Origin of the sequence: Burkholderia cepacia (assembly GCF_029962485.1) — a bacterium.
Lineage (GTDB): Bacteria > Pseudomonadota > Gammaproteobacteria > Burkholderiales > Burkholderiaceae > Burkholderia.
On record NZ_CP073639.1, the window covers coordinates 371,568 to 388,178 of the forward strand.

The window sequence follows — 16,611 nt, forward strand, 5'->3', positions numbered from 1 at the left end:
GGCTTGCGGGCGCGGATCGAGTACAGAGGGAGGAACCCATGACCATTCGTACGGTGACGACACGACCATTCCAGGAGCAGCGGCCGGGCACGTCCGGCTTGCGCAGGAAAGTCGGGGTTTTTCAGCAACCCGGCTACCTGGAAAATTTCGTGCAGTCGATTTTCGACTGTCTCGACGGTAGTGCGGGGAAAACGCTCGTGCTGGGCGGCGACGGCCGTTTCTACAATCGCACCGCGACCCGCACCATTCTCCAGATGGCCGCGGCGAACGGGTTCGGCAAGGTGGTCGTCGGGCGCGGCGGGCTGTTGTCGACACCCGCCGCGAGCTGCCTGATTCGCAAGCGAGGTGCCTACGGCGGGATCGTGCTGTCGGCCAGCCACAACCCCGGCGGTCCAGCCGGCGATTTCGGCATCAAGTACAACGTTGCCAACGGCGGCCCCGCGCCCGAGAGAATCACCGATGCGATATACGCGCAAAGCATGCGTATCGCCTGCTACCGGATCAGCGATGCATTCGACGTCGATCTCGACCGGATCGGCCGCTACTGGCTCGAGAACATGCAGGTCGAAGTCGTCGATCCGGTCACGGACTATGCGCAGTTGATGCGCGGCCTGTTCGATTTCGATGCGATCGCGAAGCTGTTCGCGAGCGGCTTCACGATGCGTTTCGACGGCATGAGCGCGATCTCGGGGCCGTATGCAAAAACGATCCTCGAAGGGATGCTCGGCGCACCGGCCGGCACCGTGGTGAACGGCGAGCCTCTCGAGGATTTCGGCGGCTATCACCCGGATCCGAATCCGGTCAACGCCTCCGCGCTGATCGCGTACATGTGCAGCGAGGATGCCGCCGATTTCGCGGCCGCATCGGATGGCGATGCCGATCGCAACATGATCGTCGGCCGGCGTCTGTGCGTGACGCCGTCCGACAGTCTGGCGATTCTGGCCGAACACGCGAAGCTCGTGCCCGGCTATCGCGCGGGCCTGAAAGGGGTCGCCCGATCGATGCCGACCTCGACCGCCGTCGACCGGGTCGCGCGGGAGCTGGGTACGCCGTGTCACGAGACCCCGACGGGCTGGAAGTTCTTCGGCAACCTGATGGACGCCGGCATGGCGACGCTGTGCGGCGAGGAAAGCTACGGCACCGGCTCGGATCACCTGCGGGAGAAGGACGGGGTATGGGCCGTGCTGTTCTGGCTGAACCTGCTTGCCGCAACCGGCAAGAGCGTCGAAACGCTGGTACGCGAGCACTGGACGCGTTTCGGACGCAGTTATTACTCGCGTCACGACTACGAGGCGATCGACGTGGCCGTGGCCGATGAGTTGTTTACTGCGTTGCGCGGCAAGTTGCCGTTTCTTGCCGGGGCGGCGCTCGGTGGCGAGCGTATCGAGCTGGCCGACGACTTCGCCTATGTGGATCCCGTCGATCGTTCGGTGTCGCATCGGCAAGGCGTGCGGCTCGTGTTCGAGAGCGGCTCGCGCGTGATGTTCCGCTTGTCCGGCACGGGCACCGACGGTGCAACGCTGCGGGTCTACCTGGAGCGCGTCGAAACCGACCCGGCCCGCCATGCGATGCCGACCCGGCAGGCGCTCGCCGGTCTTGCCGCGATCGCCGACGACGTGGCGGAAATCCGCGCGCGAACCGGCCGCGTGCGGCCTAGCGTCGTGACCTGACATCCACCGCGCGGCAAAACGAAGAATATTCTGGAGATACGATCATGTCGTCCCACCTTGCCGACCCCGATCTTCCCCGTCAGCTGGTCAACCGCACCGTTGCGCTGGTGCTGGCCGGCGGCCGCGGTTCGCGCCTGCATCAACTGACCCAGCAGCGCGTCAAGCCGGCCGTCTATTTCGGCGGCAAATTCCGCATCATCGATTTCGTGCTGTCCAACTGCCTCAATTCCGGCGTGCGCCGCGTTGCAGTGGTCACCCAGTACAAATCGCATTCGCTGCTGCGCCACCTGCAGCGCGGCTGGAGCTTCCTGCGCGGCGAGATGAACGAATTCATCGATCTGCTGCCGGCCCAGCAGCGGGTCGGCGAGGAGCACTGGTATCGCGGCACGGCGGATGCCGTTTATCAGAATCTCGACATCATCCGTTCCTATCGTCCGGAATACGTGCTGGTCCTGGCGGGTGACCACATCTACAAGATGGACTATTCGCTGATGTTGCGGGACCACGTCGAAACCGGTGCGGGCTGCACGGTCGGCTGTGTCGAAGTGCCGAAAGGAGAGGCAAGTGCATTCGGCGTGATGGAGATCGACCGTGATCGCAAGATCGTCGATTTCGTGGAGAAACCGGCCGAGCCGCCGTCGATGCCGGACAAGCCGGATGTGTCGCTCGCCAGCATGGGCATCTACGTCTTCGACGCGCGTTACCTCGACGAACTGCTCGAGCGGGATCTCGCCGATCCGAATTCGAGTCACGATTTCGGCAAGGACATCATCCCGCATGTGGTGAAGGAAGGGCGCGCGGTCGCGCATCCGTTGAACCTGTCGAGCGTGCCGGCAGCCACGCGGGATGCGCCGTACTGGCGCGACGTCGGTACGGTCGATGCGTTCTGGTCGGCCAATCTGGACCTCGCATCGACGACGCCCGAGCTGAACATCTACGACAGCGAGTGGCCGATCTGGACGCATCAGGCGCAACTGCCGCCCGCCAAGTTCGTCCACGATCGCCACGGCCGGCACGGCGTGGCATTCAACATGCTGGTGTCGGGCGGCTGCATCGTCTCCGGATCGCACATTTCGAATTCCGTATTGTTTTCTCAAGTACGCGTGCATTCGTTCTGCACGATCGATCAGGCGGTGATCCTGCCGAAAACGGATATCGGCCTGAACTGCCGCCTGAGTCGCGTGGTGATCGATCGCGGTTGCCAGATTCCGGAGGGGACGATCATCGGCGAGGACCCCGAGCTCGACGCGCAGCGCTTTTATCGCAGCGAGAACGGCATCGTGCTGGTGACGAGAAGCATGCTTGCGGCAATGGCGCCGCAGCAATAAAAACGGCCTATGGCCGGGTGAATTCAACGATGGAAGCAACGATGCGTGTATTGCATGTGTGTACCGAGATTTATCCGCTGTTGAAAACCGGCGGACTCGCCGACGTCACGGGTGCGCTGCCGGCGGCGCAGGCTCGGCTCGGCTGTGACGCGCGCGTGGTCGTGCCGGGGTTCCCCGCGTTACGGGCGGGCGTGATCGACCCGCAGCTTGTCGCGGAACTGGGGCCGTGCTTCGGCGCGAGGGACGTCAGACTCTATCGCGGCGAGTTGCCCGACAGCGGCGTGACTGCCTACGTGATCGACGCGCCGGATCTGTACGCGAGGCCGGGCAATCCCTACGCCGACGCACAGGATCATGCGTATCCGGACAATCACCGGCGCTTTGCGCTGCTCGGCTGGGCGGCGGCGCGTATCGCGCAAGGGCTCGATCCACAGTGGCACCCGCAGGTCGTGCACTGCCACGACTGGCACGCGGGTCTCGCACCCGCCTATCTGAAGGCGGCCGAAGCGGCCGAACGGCGCAAGCTGCCCGGCAGCGTGCTGACCGTCCACAACCTGGCTTACCAGGGGGTATTCGACGAGTACGTGTTCAACGAGCTCGGTTTGCCGCGGCATTTCTTCGGGATGGACGGCATGGAGTTCCACGGCAAGGTGTCGTTCCTGAAAGCCGGGCTGTTCTTCGCGGATCAACTCACGACCGTGAGCCCGACTTACGCGCGGGAAATCCAGGACAGCCGGCAAGGTTGCGGTCTCGACGGCCTGTTGCGCAGCAGGGCGCGTGATCTCACCGGCATCCTGAACGGGATCGACGACGCGGTCTGGAACCCGGCGGCTGACCCGGCCATCGCCGCGTGCTACGACGTGGAGAAGCTGACGGGAAAGTCGAGGTGTAAATCGGCGTTGCGCAAGGAGCTGGATCTCGCACCGGACACCGCGCCGTTGTTCGGCGTAGTCAGCCGCATCACCGAGCAGAAGGGGCTGCATCTGATTCTTGCGGCGTTGCCGGACCTTGTACGGCGCGGCGGGCAATTCGTGCTGCTCGGAACCGGCGACCTCGAGCTGGAGATGGCATTCAAGCGTGCCGCTGCCGCCTATCCGGGAGCGGTCGCGGTGGTGATCGGTTACGACGAGCAGATGTCGCATCGAATCATCGCGGGCAGCGACGTCATCATGGTGCCGTCGCGCTTCGAGCCGTGCGGGCTCACCCAGCTCTACGGCCTGCGCTACGGCACGCTGCCGCTCGTGCGCCGCATCGGCGGCCTCGCCGATACGGTCGTCGACGCATCGCTCGAAAATCTTGCCGACGAAACGGCCAACGGGTTTGTGTTCGATGCGTTCGACGTCGAGGACCTGAGTGCCGCCGTACGCCGTGCATTCGCACTGTACGCACGCCCCGCGGCGTGGAAGAAGGTGCAGCGGCACGGGATGCGCCTGCATTTCGGCTGGCATGACGCGGCGGGGCAGTTCCTGGAGATTTACCGATCGATTGCCGCGTGACGGCAACCGTGCCGGCCGACGCGCGGCGACCGCGCGTCGGCTTTCCGCAATGCATCTCATCCTGACGAACGCCCGATGAAGCTCGATGAATTCAATTACGATCGCGTCGCCAACGACGTCGGCGCCCTCAAGACCTCGATCTCCAACAAGCTGCTTTACGCGGTGGGCAAGGATCCGCTTGCTGCCCGCCCTCAGGACTGGCTGCATGCGACGGCACTGGCCGTGCGCGACCGGCTGATCGAACGCTGGATGAAGACGACCCGCATGCAGTATGCGAAGGACGTGAAGCGCGTGTATTACCTGTCGATGGAGTTTCTGATCGGCCGGACCTTCACGAACGCGTTGCTCGCGCTCGATATTTATCAGGATGTCAAACAGGCACTGGCCGAGCTCGATGTCGATTTTCAGGTGATTGCCGATCTCGAACACGATGCGGCGCTCGGCAACGGCGGCCTGGGCCGGCTCGCCGCCTGTTTTCTCGATTCGATGGCGACGCTCGGCGTTGCGGGTTTCGGCTACGGCATCCGCTACGACTACGGCATGTTCCGCCAGCAGATCGTCGACGGCAATCAGGTCGAGGCGCCCGACTATTGGCTCGCGGGAGGCAATCCGTGGGAATTTCCGCGCCCTGAAGTCCAGTACCGGATTCGCTTCGGCGGCCGGATCGAGCAGGATGGAGACGCGACCCGCTGGCTCGGCACACAGGATGTTCTTGCGATTGCCTACGACACGATCATCCCGGGCTACGCGACGGAGACGACCAACACGCTGCGTCTCTGGTCGGCCAGGGCGACCAACGAGATCGACCTGGCAGCGTTCAATCGCGGCAACTATTTCGATGCGGTGGAGGACAAGAACCACTCCGAAAACGTGTCGCGCGTGCTGTACCCGGACGATTCGACGGCGTCGGGCCGCGAGCTGCGGCTCAGGCAGGAATATTTCTTCGTTTCGGCGAGCCTGCAGGACCTGATCCGCCGTTACCTGGTCAATCATCCGGGCTTTGAAAACTTGCCCGATTACGTCGCGATTCACCTGAACGACACACACCCCGTACTGGCGATTCCGGAACTCATGCGGCTGCTGATCGACGACCATCGCGTGCCGTGGGAGCAGGCCTGGATGCTGACGCAGCGGATCTTCTCGTATACCAATCACACGCTGATGCACGAGGCGCTCGAAACCTGGCCGGTCGACATGCTGGGCCGCGTGCTGCCGAGGCACCTGGAGATCATCTTCGAAATCAACGCGGACTTCATCGCGCAGGTGACGGCGCGCTTCGGTCCCGACACCGATCTGATGCGACGCGTGTCACTGATCGACGAGCATGGCGAACGGCGCGTGCGGATGGCCTATCTGGCCGTGGTGGCGAGCCACAAGGTGAATGGCGTGTCGAAACTCCATTCGGAATTGATGAAGCGATCGATCTTCGCCGACTTTGCGCGTCTCTTTCCCGAGCGCTTCAACAACAAGACCAACGGCATCACGCCGCGGCGCTGGCTATCGCAGGCGAACCCGGCGCTGTCCTCATGGATCGACGACCGGATCGGGCGCGACTGGCGGCGCCACCTCGACCGGCTGGGTGCGCTTTCCGGGCATCTCGACGATGCCGAATTCGTCGAGGATTTCCGTACGGCAAAGCGCTTGAACAAGCAGCGTCTTGCCGACTGGGCTGGCAGCCATCTCGGCCTCCAAATCGACCCCGATTCGCTGTTCGACGTGCACGCGAAACGCATTCACGAATACAAGCGGCAATTGCTGAACGTGCTGCATGTCGTGACCCGTTACAACCGGATCGCAGAAAATCCTGATGCCGATTGGGTGTCGCGCACGGTGATCTTTGCGGGCAAGGCGGCGTCCGCGTATCGGATGGCGAAGCTCGTCATCAAGTTGATCAACGATGTCGCAAACACGGTCAATAAAGATTCCCGTATGCGTGGGCGGCTGAAGGTGGCGTTCATCCCGAACTACAGCGTGAGCGTGGCCGAACTCGTCATACCTGCCGCAGACCTGTCGGAACAGATATCGACCGCCGGCACGGAAGCGTCGGGCACTGGAAACATGAAATTCGCGCTTAACGGCGCGTTGACCATCGGCACGCTCGACGGCGCTAACGTCGAAATCCTAGAAAGCGTTGGCGAAAATAACATCTTCATCTTCGGCAATACGACCGAGCAGCTTGAGGAGATTCGCACGTTGGGCTATCAGCCCCGCCAGATTTACGAGCAGAATGCCGAACTGAAGCGTGCGCTAGACCAGATTCGCGACGGTTATTTCTCGCCGGACGACCCCGCGCTTTTCCAGCCGATTTTTGACGCGCTGGTGAATTGGGGCGACCACTATCTGCTGCTGGCCGACTATGCGAGTTACGTTGCGACACAGGACCGCGTCGATGCGTTGTATCGAGATCAGGATGCCTGGGCAAGGAAGGCCATTCTGAACGTCGCGAACATCGGAAATTTCTCATCGGACCGGACGATCGGCGAATACGTCGAGGGCATCTGGGGCAGGCGGACGATGAACTGGCAGGAAAGGTCGGCATGATCCTGGAAGCCTCCCGACGTCGCAGGCAGTGTCACGGTGCCGGACATTCATACGCTTACATTGCGTTACCTTAATCCCGTCGTGCCGCGACAATTTCAGTGGGGTTACGCGGCCGATCTTTAATTTTACATAAGCTAAATGATCAATTTTTTGGTTTGTAGCAGCCATCTCCTAATGTCGTGTTCGGGGGTGCAGCAGAACGGCTGGAGTTGGCGACCCGGCAGATTCGCCGACTGGTCGCCCGACTGCGGAAACAGGCGCGGCGGACATGGCCGATTTCGGCGGATCCTCGCACAGCGTTAGAATAGCGCCCTTTGCATGGGAGACGACAATGTCCTGGTTCGTGTATGAAGTGCCCGAATACCACGAAGACGCTGCGCGCATCGAACCTTTCAGCGACCTGCGTAGCCGAGTGCTGAAAGCCGGTGGTCCGGCCATGGCCGACGACCTGGAAAGTGTTCGCGAAAACGCCGCGGCAACGGCGGACACGCCCGAGCACCCCCTGCGAACGCCGGAGAATCCGCAGGTCTTTCCGATTCCTTACGCCGACTCGATGATCCTGGTCGGGTTCATCTTCGATCTGAAACGCGAATTCCGGCAACTGGTCGTGTCACCCGTGGAAATGCCCTGGCTGAAAGACGCGTAACCGGTGGTCGGATCGGAAACTGGCGGGAACGTCGGCAGTAACGCGAAGGCCGACAGTTGCAAGGTGTCTGTCAGCCGCGGTTCTCTAAAGCAACGACAACTGAGCCGGTACGCTTGTGCGACCTGCGTGATCGCTTTCCTTTACTGCCGAGCTCTGCTGGGCCGTGGGCTGAGTGCTCCCGTCGTCCGGTCGATACTTACGCGCCCACTCGACACCAAGCACCTCGGACGAGAACACAACGCCAGGCGCAATCTGCACAAGTTCGCTCATCTACGGATTTCCTGGGCAGGCTGAACATCAAAGTGCGCGGCGGCATACCGCGCACTGCAGTTCCACACTTCGACGCCGTCACGGGTGAAGGTAGCCCATCCGTCCTTGACGGTCATCTCGGCGTACGGAAATACCTCGCCGTGTCCCATCGCCTTCGCAGCCAGGATCGTCCGTTCACGGCACAGCGCCTGATAAATTCCATCCTGCAGCGTTGACGGCATCGCGCTCAACCGACAACCCCACTCATCACTGGATAAAAACCGGTCGCGATTCTTCGCGTTTGCAATCCGGTGAGAAACCTTGCCACGCCCGCTCCAGGCCGCGCCAGTTCTCGGGTCGCGATACTTCGGCGCAACCGGCGCGCGCATGCCCGACGCAGGCGCGCGTCATCGCCCGAAAAGCTGCACAGCCGTGATGCCATACTCGGCGATCTATTCACGGATCGCCGTGATGCTGCTGTCCAGCTCGGCAATCCGCGCTTCTTCCGCTTGTTGCGCCAGCGCTTCTGCTTGAGCTTTCAGTTCGAGATAGGCCGCCATGTACGTGAAGGGACTCCGATTGAGCGGATTGGCCAGTGGGCGAGACGGTATGGACTGCAGGTGCAAGTCTGCTGTCCACGATCGACACATTATATTCCCGCGATTGGGAAAAGCGACCGCTTCAGCGGAGTGCACGGCGACGGTGGCGGGGACCCGGTGAACAATGTGGGTTCGAGTCGGACACCCCTTTCGGCGAATCATTAAATTCGCATTACGAACGATACTTTATATAAATCAAATGAGCACTGGAGTTGGTTGTAGCAGCCATATCCCAATGCCGTGTCTTTGACTGACGGCATGCTGGACGGCTCGTTGAGCAAGCACGGGAGCCGGCCCCATGCCGCCGGCCGGATTGGCGACGCTGACGCGCGAATCACTGCTTGAGCGACGCGACGTATGCAGAGACCTGTGCGATCTCGTCGTTGCTGAGCAACGGAACGATCAGGCTCATCAGCTTGCCCTTGCCGCCGCGCGCGCCGCTTTTCCAGGCATGCAGTTGCTGGCTCACATACGACTCGTGCTGCCCCGTGATACGCGGGAAGTCAGGCGGGATACCGCCGCCGGACTCGCGATGGCAGGAAATGCACGCGGGTGCGCCGCCTGCGCCGCCGTGCGTATAGATCGCCTTGCCCGCCTCGACCAGATCCTGATGCTGGCTCTCGCCCTGCGTGGGCTTTTGCGCGCTGTAATAGTCGCCGAGCGCCCTCATGTCCTCGTCGCTGAGATCCTCGACCATCGCCTGCATGACCGCGCTATGGCGAAGCGGCGGGACGCCCGGCCCGCCCTTGAACTGCGTGAGCTGTTTGTACAGGTATTGCGGATACTGCCCCGCGAGCCGAGGATAGATGTCGACACTGCTGTTGCCGTCGATGCCATGGCACGCGGCGCAACGGGTTGCGGTGATCTCGTGCACGCGCGCCGTGGGATCGACGGCGTGCGCGCCGACGCAAGCCGCGCCGAACGACCCTGCCACCATGGCCCGTACCAACGCTCGCGCGACGCGCCCGCGCCCTACTCGGATTTCCTTCATCGTCGTCACTCCCCCTGATTGGCCAGATCGAGGTTATGCGTGTCCGCTGCGGAAGTCCTTGACGGCTGATCGCGTTGTTTACCAAAGCGTCCGTTTTTTGCGGGAGCATTGCAGGCCGGCATTCCGAACCGGCGGCAATCGATTGCATCGGTCTGTCGCATGCGGGCTCTCGACGAAGTCGCACCGATTGCACGAACCAGCAGCCGGACGACTACGCGCCGCCGGACGGGATGCCGGCGACGCGTCTTTCCACGACGTGCGATTCGAACGATCAGGCGCGCCCGTCGGGCTGGGCATCGCCGAGCATGGTGACGAGGACGAGCGAGGCAATCAGTCCCAGGTGCTCGAAGAAGCTGTTGAGCGCCATGAAGCGCGCCGTGCCTGCCTGGTTCCAGAAATCGTTCGCCACCAGCATCGCGACGAGCGTCAGCATGCCGAGGCCGCCGGCGCCGAGCCACGTGAAGCGGCGAAACACCACGCACAGCGAACCACCGATCTCGACCACAATCGCCAGTGCGGCCCAGAGCGCGGGCGGATGCAGGCCGAAATGCGCCTGCTCCGCGATCGCATCGTCGAAGTGCATCGCCTTGTTGACGCCGCCGATCAGAAAGGCGGAAACCAGCGCAAGCCGCACCAGCGCGCCGACCCACGGCTGCGCGAGCAGGACGCGAATCCACCCAGGGCTGTACCGGCCGGTCGTGGTCGTCATATCAGACCGCCCAGCAGGAGCAACCGAACGCGCCCCAGAAGCCCTTCGCGTCCGACGTCGGCAACGCACTACCCCACGCGCTCGCATGTGCATGCTCGTGCACGCTGCAGGCGCTGGCGCAGCCGCACATCGCGGCGGCAGCTGCACGTTGCAGCGGTGCACCGCCGCGCTGCGTCGCGCCCCAGCCACCGTAGCCGCCGTACTCGCGTACCGGCGACCAGTCCGGCATCGCGGGCGGAATCGGCGCGTCGTGCGACGCGAACGGGCCCGCGCCCCATACGATCCTGCCACCCACCACGGTCAGCAGCGCGGTCGTGTGTGCGATGTCGTCTTCCGCGCATGCGAAGAAGTCGCGATCCGGAACGACCACGTCGGCCAACTGCCCGACCGCGATGCGCCCTTTCTTGCCTTCTTCGTTCGAGAACCACGTCACGTACTCGGTCCACATGCGCAACGCGGTCTCGCGATCGAGCAGGTTGCGCTGCGGGTACATGCGCAGCCCGCCGATCGTCTTGCCCGTGACGAGCCAGGACAGCGATACCCACGGGTTGTACGACGCCACGCGCGTCGCGTCGGTGCCGGCCGACACCTTGAGGCCCTTCGACAGCATCTTCGCGACCGGCGGCGTCGCTTCGGCCGCCTGCGCGCCGTAGCGCTCGACGAAGTATTCGCCCTGGTACGCCATCCGGTGCTGCACCGCGATGCCGCCGCCCAGCGCGGCGATACGATCCATCGATTTTTCGGTGATGGTTTCCGCGTGATCGAAGAACCAGTTCAGCCCTTCGAGCGGGATGTCCTTGTTCACCTTCTCGAACACGTCGAGCGCGCGGCTGATCGTTTCGTCATAGGTCGCATGCATGCGCCACGGCCAGCGGTTCTGCGCGAGCACGCGCACGACGCCTTCGAGATCGTCTTCCATCTGCGCCGGCAGATCCGGGCGCGCAACGCGGAAGTCCTCGAAGTCGGCGGCCGAGAACACCAGCATTTCGCCCGCGCCGTTGTTGCGGAAATAGTCGGTGCCGTCGTGATATTTCGTGCTCTTGGTCCAGTTCACGAAGTCTTCCTTCTCCGCGTTCGGCTTCTGCGTGAACAGGTTGTAAGCAATCCGGATCGTCATCTCGCCCGCGTCGTGCAGCTTGCGGATCACTTCGTAATCGTCGGGGTAATTCTGCGAACCGCCGCCCGCATCGATCACGCCCGTCACGCCGAGACGGTTCAGTTCGCGCATGAAGTGGCGCGTCGAGTTGTATTGGTATTCGAACGGCAGCTTCGGCCCCTTCGCGAGCGTCGCGTACAGGATCGTCGCGTTCGGGTTCGCGAGCAGCAGCCCGGTCGGGTTGCCCGCCGCGTCACGCAGGATCGTGCCGCCCGGCGGCTCCGGCGTGTCCTTGGTATAGCCGACCACGCGCAGCGCGGCCGCGTTCAGCAGCGCACGATCGTACAGGTGCAGGATGAACACCGGCGTATCGGGCGCGGCCGCGTTGAGTTCCTCGATCGTCGGCAGGCGCTTCTCGGCGAACTGGTGTTCGGTGAAGCCGCCGACCACGCGCACCCATTGCGGCGCGGGCGTGATCGCCACCTGCCGCTTGAGCATGTCCATTGCAACCGAGAGCGATGGCACGCCGTCCCAGCGCAGCTCCATGTTGTAGTTCAGGCCGCCGCGAATCACGTGGCAGTGGTTGTCGATCAGGCCCGGCAGTGCGGCGCGGCCCCCCAGGTCGACGACCTTCGTCGCGCGGCTGGCAAGCGGCATCACGTCCGCGTCGGTGCCGACCGCGACGAAGCGGCCGTCCTTGATCGCGACGGCGGTCGCGACGGGGTTCGCGCGGTCAAGGGTCGTGAACCTTCCGTTGTGAAGGATCAGATCCGGTTGGGACTCGGTTGCGGTCATGTGCATCACCTCGTTTCGATCAGAAGCCAAAAATCTGTCTGACGGCGGGAACGGCCTGTACGCCGATCACCATGCCGAGCAACCCGACAAGGGCAATCAGCGGCGGTGCCGGAGAACGAACCTTGATTGCGCTGTAGAGCACGCCGATCAGCAAGCCCGCGCCAAGGGAAACCAGATAAGGTTCCATACGATCAATGTCCCGGTCAGGTTGGAGTGCAGGCGCTACGTCCTGGAAAACAGGCGCGGGCAACATCCGTGAAGCAGTCACGGACGCCGCCCGCGATTTCATGGAGCCGATGACGCGCATTCGTGTACGACGCGCGGCATCGGCGCAGGCAGTCGCAACTGCCCGCGATTACTTCGCCGGTACCGGTGCAATCGCCTCGTGCGGCGTCGCGGTGCGCTGTGCAGTCTTGTGGACCATCGTGTACGCGTAGTCGACACCCATCCCGTACGCGCCCGAATGCTCCTTCGCGATCGCCATCACCGCGTCGTAGGTTTCGCGGTGCGCCCAGTCGCGCTGCCACTCGAGCAGGACCTGCTGCCACGTCACCGGCACGACGCCGGCCTGCACCATCCGCTGCATCGCGAAGTCGTGCGCGTCCTTCGACGTGCCGCCCGATGCGTCGGCGACCATGTAGATTTCGTAGTCGCCTTCGAGCATCGCGCAGAGCGCGAACGTCGTGTTGCAGACCTCCGTCCACAGGCCGGAGACGACCACCTTCTTGCGGCCGTTCGCGGCCAGCGCGTCGCGAACCTTCTGGTCGTCCCACGAGTTCATCGACGTGCGTTCGAGTGTCTTCTGGTTCGGGAACACGTCGAGCAACTCGGGATAGGTGTAACCCGAGAAGCTCTCGCTCTCGACCGTCGTGATCGTGGTCGGGATATTGAACACCTTCGCGGCCTTCGCGAGCCCGACGACGTTGTTCTTCAACACCTGACGATCGATCGACTGCACGCCGAACGCCATCTGCGGCTGCTGGTCGATGAAGATGATCTGGCTGTTGTGGGGGGTGAGTACTTCAAGCTTCGGATTGCTCATGGCGGTCATATCCTTTGACGCGGGAAAAGAGAGAGCCTGCCTCGCCGGCCAACCGGGAGGCGCCCACTGCGCTGTGACGGGAGGTTCGCCTACCAGCCGGTGTCATTCAACACGCGAATTCATCGTAGCGCCAATTAATCGATTTGATTAATAAAAACCCTAAATACAGGCCTTAAAAGATCTTAAAACCGTCGAATTGAATACACGTCGCCGGAGCAGACCTGCTACGCTCCAAAGTGATTTCCCGATCGTCGACCGATCGGTATTTATCCGGATTTTTCACACGGTTGTCATTGCCCTTATCCGTATCATGACGTCCTATATTGCATCGTTATTGGCCGGCATTCTCGCGGGCATCGTCTACGCGCTGATCGGTGTTGCATCGCCGGCGCCGCCCACCGTCGCGCTGGCCGGCCTGCTGGGCATCCTCGCCGGCGAACAGATCCTGCCGGTCGCACGCCGCGTGCTGTCCGGGATCCATCTGAAAACCGCGTGGAGCGACGCGAAGTGCGGCCAGCACATGTTCGGCACACTGCCCGGTGCGCAGGCCACCAGGGCTGCCACGAAGAAAGAGCCGTCGACGCCGGCCTGACGCGCATCGATCGAGGGCGGCCTGCACCCGTACGCGGATGAATTGTCGTGATCCGTCTTGGAGCCGGCGGTGCTTGGCGATAACATGACAGCCCGATGTCCCCCGTGGAATTCATCATGAAGCTGTCATTCGAAGCGCTCGAGGCACTGGACGCGATCGACCGCACCGGCACGTTCGCCGAAGCCGCCGAGTTGCTGCACCGCGTACCGTCCGCGCTGACTTATCTCGTGCAAAAGCTCGAAAGCGATCTCGACGTCGCGCTGTTCGACCGCAGCGGGCGCCGCGCGAAGCTCACGCACGCGGGCCGCGTGGTCGTCGAGGAAGGTCGCCGGCTCCTGCATGCGGCCGAGCAGCTCGAACTGAAGGCGCAGCGCGCGCAGCAAGGCTGGGAAACCGAGGTGCGCATCTGCATCGACGAGATCCTGCCCTTCGAGGCATTGTGGCCCTACGTGCATGCGTTCTACGGGCTCGAGATGAGCACGCGGCTGCGGCTGTCCACCGAAGTCCTCGGCGGCACCTGGGATGCGCTGATTTCGCGTCGCGCGGATCTCGTCGTCGGCGCGGCGGGCGAGCCGCCGGAATTGCCGGACATCGTCGCGCGGCCGATCGGCTCGCTCAAGCATGTGTTCGCCGTCGCACCGACCCATCCGCTCGCGGCGTTGCCCGAACCGCTGTCGATGGCATCCGTCGTCGAGCATCGCGGCGCCGTCATCAGCGATACGTCGCGCGAGCTGCAGCCGCGCTCGGTCGCGATCGACGCCGGGCAGCCGTATCTTGCCGTCCCCACCCTCGCCGCCAAACTGGCCGCGCAATGCGAAGGGCTCGCCGTCGGTACGCTGCCGGATTGCATCGCCGCCCGCGCAATCGCGCAGGGCAAGCTCGTCGCACGGCAGGTGACTGGCATGCGCGACACGACGCAATGCTATATCGCGTGGCGCGGCGACGAGGCCGGGCGCGCACTGCACTGGTGGGTCGACCAGCTCGCGCAGCCCGATCTCGTCGACCGGTTCACCGCGCTCGTCTGACGCTGCCGCCCGCGGACGCCGAACCGCGCGCCCCGTGTCAGCCGAACGAATCATGCAGGCGCTTCATCTCCTTCTCCAGCCACTCGATCAGGTTGAACGACGCGTGCGCACTGGCGGCCGGCGGGATCATCATCTTCTCCTCGGTCGCGATGTGTTCGGACAGCGATTCGCACATCAGCCGCCCGAGCTCGGGTTTGCGCGCGATCAACGGCGACAGGTCGCGGCTGCTCAACTGAAAGGCCGTCACTGTCGTCACCGCGTAGACGCTCGCATGCAGCTGCGTGCCGGCCAGCACGACCGACTGGCCGATCGCGTCGCCCGGCGCCATCCGCCTCACCTCGATATCGCCCGTCGCACCCGGCACGAACACCGACGCGACGCCGGCCCCGACGATCGTCAGCAGGCGCGTATCGGCATTCGAGGCGTAGATCACGTCCCCTTTGTGGAACACGCGTGACGCGAGTGAATCGGCGAGCACCGCCAGGTCGTCGTCGCCGAGCTGCCGGAAGAGTTCGACCGCGTGCAGCAGCCGTTGCGCGCGCGACATCGGCCGGTGCGTCGCGGCCGTCCCGCCCAGCGGGCGCAACGTGATGTCCGCGGCGGCCAGGTGCCGGTGAGCCAGGTCGTAGAGGCGATTGCGCACCGCCACTTTCTTTTGCAGCGCGTCGACGTAACAGACGAGTTCGTATTCGATGGAATTGGTCCGGAATGCCTTGACGACCGACACCGGCGCGGGGCTCGCCAGCACTTCCAGCGAACTGGCGGCGGCGCGATCGAGCGCATCGATCACGATGGCCGGCCGCACTTCCGGATCGATCTCGATCGTCAGCGTCACGCCGTGCACGTTCTCGGGTTCGCTCAGGTTGACGATCGTCGTCTTCGCCGCCGTGCTGTTCGGCACGACGACCAGGTTGCCGAGGCCGTTGATCAGCTTCGTCGCGCGCCAGTTGCTTTCGACGATGCGTCCTTCCAGCTCGCCGATGGTCACCGTGTCGCCGAGCCGGAACGGCTGGGTCGTATTCAGCACGAGGCCGGAAAACACGTCGTTCAGCGTGTTCTGGACGGCCAGCCCGAGGATCACGGCCACCGCGCCGGAAGTCGCGACCAGGCCGCTCAGCGGCAGGCCGAGCACGTAGCCGAGCGCAGCCACCGCAGCCGCGCCGAACACGGCGCCGGCAGCGATGTCGTGAAACAGCCGCTGGGTGCGCCACGCGCGCGGCAGCAGCAGATGGTCGAGCATCAGGCTGAACACGAGCGCGCACTGCAGCCACCACGCGACTCCGATCACCTGGATCGCCAGCCGGTCGAGCCGGTCGGGCGACGGCGGCACCGCGAGCGGGCTCACGCCGGTTGCGAACAGCACATAGGTCAGCGCGGCGAATGACGCGCAGCGCCATATCGCCTTCGTCGTCGAACGGCCGGGCCCGAGCAACCGCCATGCGACGAGATCGACAACGACGATCGGCAAGCCGTAGGCGACCGTGGCGGACAGGTTCAGCATGCGGGAACGGGCTGCGTGCGCGCTTCACGACTGGCGGGGAATTCGCGCGATCGCATGGCTCGCGCTAGCCGATCCGGCGAGCGGCCGCCGGCAGCGAATCGTGATGTGACAGATCGGGCTGGACAGGTTTCATGCGGTCGTGGTTCGATGACGCGCGAAGCTGCCGCGGCAACGCATGTGCCGACCACAGCCCCACGCTGGTTCAATGGCGTCGCGACATCAAGGCGCGGCGGTACGGGCCGATCTGTTGCCCGCACGCGTGCGAATCGCCGACGGTCCGCGTGCATGCAATGTAGACGCACCGGTCGGCCGGGTCCTTTGTCCAGGCTGA

13 protein-coding genes and 1 pseudogene are annotated in these 16,611 nt (G+C 63.8%); 7 read left to right on the forward strand and 7 right to left on the reverse strand.

All coding sequences use genetic code 11. The features are described from left to right. Window positions 1-38: 38 nt before the first annotated feature. The 5 genes from KEC55_RS32805 (at window position 39) to KEC55_RS32825 (ending at window position 7,681) form a co-directional block, all read left to right on the forward strand. The gene (locus KEC55_RS32805; RefSeq protein ID WP_282512966.1) at window positions 39-1,670 is read left to right on the forward strand and encodes an alpha-D-glucose phosphate-specific phosphoglucomutase; all 1,632 of its coding nucleotides are present in this window, start codon (window positions 39-41) and stop codon (window positions 1,668-1,670) included. 44 nt (window positions 1,671-1,714) lie between these two features. Beyond that, window positions 1,715-2,998, forward strand: a complete 1,284-nt coding sequence (gene glgC, locus KEC55_RS32810; protein ID WP_282512967.1) for a glucose-1-phosphate adenylyltransferase — start codon at window positions 1,715-1,717, stop codon at window positions 2,996-2,998. A 41-nt stretch (window positions 2,999-3,039) separates the two neighbouring features. Further along, window positions 3,040-4,494: a glycogen synthase GlgA gene (glgA, locus tag KEC55_RS32815; protein WP_282512969.1), complete on the forward strand. Its 1,455-nt coding sequence runs from the start codon at window positions 3,040-3,042 to the stop codon at window positions 4,492-4,494. A 75-nt stretch (window positions 4,495-4,569) separates the two neighbouring features. After that, window positions 4,570-7,035: a glycogen/starch/alpha-glucan phosphorylase gene (locus KEC55_RS32820; RefSeq protein ID WP_282512970.1), complete on the forward strand. Its 2,466-nt coding sequence runs from the start codon at window positions 4,570-4,572 to the stop codon at window positions 7,033-7,035. A 331-nt stretch (window positions 7,036-7,366) separates the two neighbouring features. After that, on the forward strand, window positions 7,367-7,681 hold the full coding sequence (locus tag KEC55_RS32825) for a helicase (protein WP_176046399.1): 315 nt from the start codon (window positions 7,367-7,369) through the stop codon (window positions 7,679-7,681). 524 nt (window positions 7,682-8,205) lie between these two features. Here KEC55_RS32825 and KEC55_RS32835 read toward each other — a convergent pair. The 6 genes and pseudogenes from KEC55_RS32835 to KEC55_RS32860 form a co-directional block, all read right to left on the reverse strand. Beyond that, window positions 8,206-8,490 (reverse strand): annotated as a pseudogene (locus KEC55_RS32835) (H-NS histone family protein); the annotation flags it as partial. A gap of 373 nt (window positions 8,491-8,863) precedes the next feature. Next, the gene (locus KEC55_RS32840; RefSeq protein ID WP_282513089.1) at window positions 8,864-9,520 is read right to left on the reverse strand and encodes a c-type cytochrome; all 657 of its coding nucleotides are present in this window, start codon (window positions 9,518-9,520) and stop codon (window positions 8,864-8,866) included. A 271-nt stretch (window positions 9,521-9,791) separates the two neighbouring features. Further along, a complete protein-coding gene (locus tag KEC55_RS32845) occupies window positions 9,792-10,229 on the reverse strand; it encodes a DoxX family protein (protein WP_282512972.1) in 438 nt (145 codons plus the stop codon). Window position 10,230: 1 nt separating this feature from the next. Further along, on the reverse strand, window positions 10,231-12,120 hold the full coding sequence (locus KEC55_RS32850) for an amidohydrolase (RefSeq protein WP_282512974.1): 1,890 nt from the start codon (window positions 12,118-12,120) through the stop codon (window positions 10,231-10,233). 19 nt (window positions 12,121-12,139) lie between these two features. Beyond that, complete coding sequence (locus KEC55_RS32855) at window positions 12,140-12,307, reverse strand: DUF1427 family protein (protein ID WP_282512976.1); 168 nt, start codon at window positions 12,305-12,307, stop codon at window positions 12,140-12,142. Window positions 12,308-12,475: 168 nt separating this feature from the next. After that, complete coding sequence (locus tag KEC55_RS32860) at window positions 12,476-13,162, reverse strand: hydrolase (RefSeq protein ID WP_282512977.1); 687 nt, start codon at window positions 13,160-13,162, stop codon at window positions 12,476-12,478. Window positions 13,163-13,472: 310 nt separating this feature from the next. Here KEC55_RS32860 and KEC55_RS32865 point away from each other — a divergent pair, with 310 nt between their 5' ends. Together KEC55_RS32865 and KEC55_RS32870 are read left to right on the forward strand one after the other, a co-directional pair. After that, on the forward strand, window positions 13,473-13,754 hold the full coding sequence (locus KEC55_RS32865; protein ID WP_282512979.1) for a XapX domain-containing protein: 282 nt from the start codon (window positions 13,473-13,475) through the stop codon (window positions 13,752-13,754). A gap of 116 nt (window positions 13,755-13,870) precedes the next feature. After that, window positions 13,871-14,779 carry a LysR family transcriptional regulator gene (locus tag KEC55_RS32870; RefSeq protein WP_282512981.1) on the forward strand — a complete coding sequence of 303 codons (909 nt, stop codon included), beginning with the start codon at window positions 13,871-13,873 and terminating at the stop codon, window positions 14,777-14,779. Window positions 14,780-14,816: 37 nt separating this feature from the next. On the opposite strand, the gene KEC55_RS32875 is transcribed toward KEC55_RS32870, so the two are convergent. Beyond that, the gene (locus tag KEC55_RS32875; protein WP_282512983.1) at window positions 14,817-16,280 is read right to left on the reverse strand and encodes a mechanosensitive ion channel family protein; all 1,464 of its coding nucleotides are present in this window, start codon (window positions 16,278-16,280) and stop codon (window positions 14,817-14,819) included. Between the last annotated feature and the right edge of the window lie 331 nt (window positions 16,281-16,611).

Excerpts from the sequence above, each read along its gene's own strand:
- glgC (WP_282512967.1), top strand. The coding sequence starts at position 1,715 with ATGTCGTCCCACCTTGCCGACCCCGATCTTCCCCGTCAGCTGGTCAAC.
- KEC55_RS32840 (WP_282513089.1), bottom strand. The coding sequence starts at position 9,520 with ATGAAGGAAATCCGAGTAGGGCGCGGGCGCGTCGCGCGAGCGTTGGTA.
- glgA (WP_282512969.1), top strand. The coding sequence starts at position 3,040 with ATGCGTGTATTGCATGTGTGTACCGAGATTTATCCGCTGTTGAAAACC.
- KEC55_RS32820 (WP_282512970.1), top strand. The coding sequence starts at position 4,570 with ATGAAGCTCGATGAATTCAATTACGATCGCGTCGCCAACGACGTCGGC.
- KEC55_RS32870 (WP_282512981.1), top strand. The coding sequence starts at position 13,871 with ATGAAGCTGTCATTCGAAGCGCTCGAGGCACTGGACGCGATCGACCGC.
- KEC55_RS32850 (WP_282512974.1), bottom strand. The coding sequence starts at position 12,120 with ATGACCGCAACCGAGTCCCAACCGGATCTGATCCTTCACAACGGAAGG.
- KEC55_RS32855 (WP_282512976.1), bottom strand. The coding sequence starts at position 12,307 with ATGGAACCTTATCTGGTTTCCCTTGGCGCGGGCTTGCTGATCGGCGTG.
- KEC55_RS32805 (WP_282512966.1), top strand. The coding sequence starts at position 39 with ATGACCATTCGTACGGTGACGACACGACCATTCCAGGAGCAGCGGCCG.
- KEC55_RS32845 (WP_282512972.1), bottom strand. The coding sequence starts at position 10,229 with ATGACGACCACGACCGGCCGGTACAGCCCTGGGTGGATTCGCGTCCTG.
- KEC55_RS32865 (WP_282512979.1), top strand. The coding sequence starts at position 13,473 with ATGACGTCCTATATTGCATCGTTATTGGCCGGCATTCTCGCGGGCATC.
- KEC55_RS32860 (WP_282512977.1), bottom strand. The coding sequence starts at position 13,162 with ATGAGCAATCCGAAGCTTGAAGTACTCACCCCCCACAACAGCCAGATC.
- KEC55_RS32825 (WP_176046399.1), top strand. The coding sequence starts at position 7,367 with ATGTCCTGGTTCGTGTATGAAGTGCCCGAATACCACGAAGACGCTGCG.
- KEC55_RS32875 (WP_282512983.1), bottom strand. The coding sequence starts at position 16,280 with ATGCTGAACCTGTCCGCCACGGTCGCCTACGGCTTGCCGATCGTCGTT.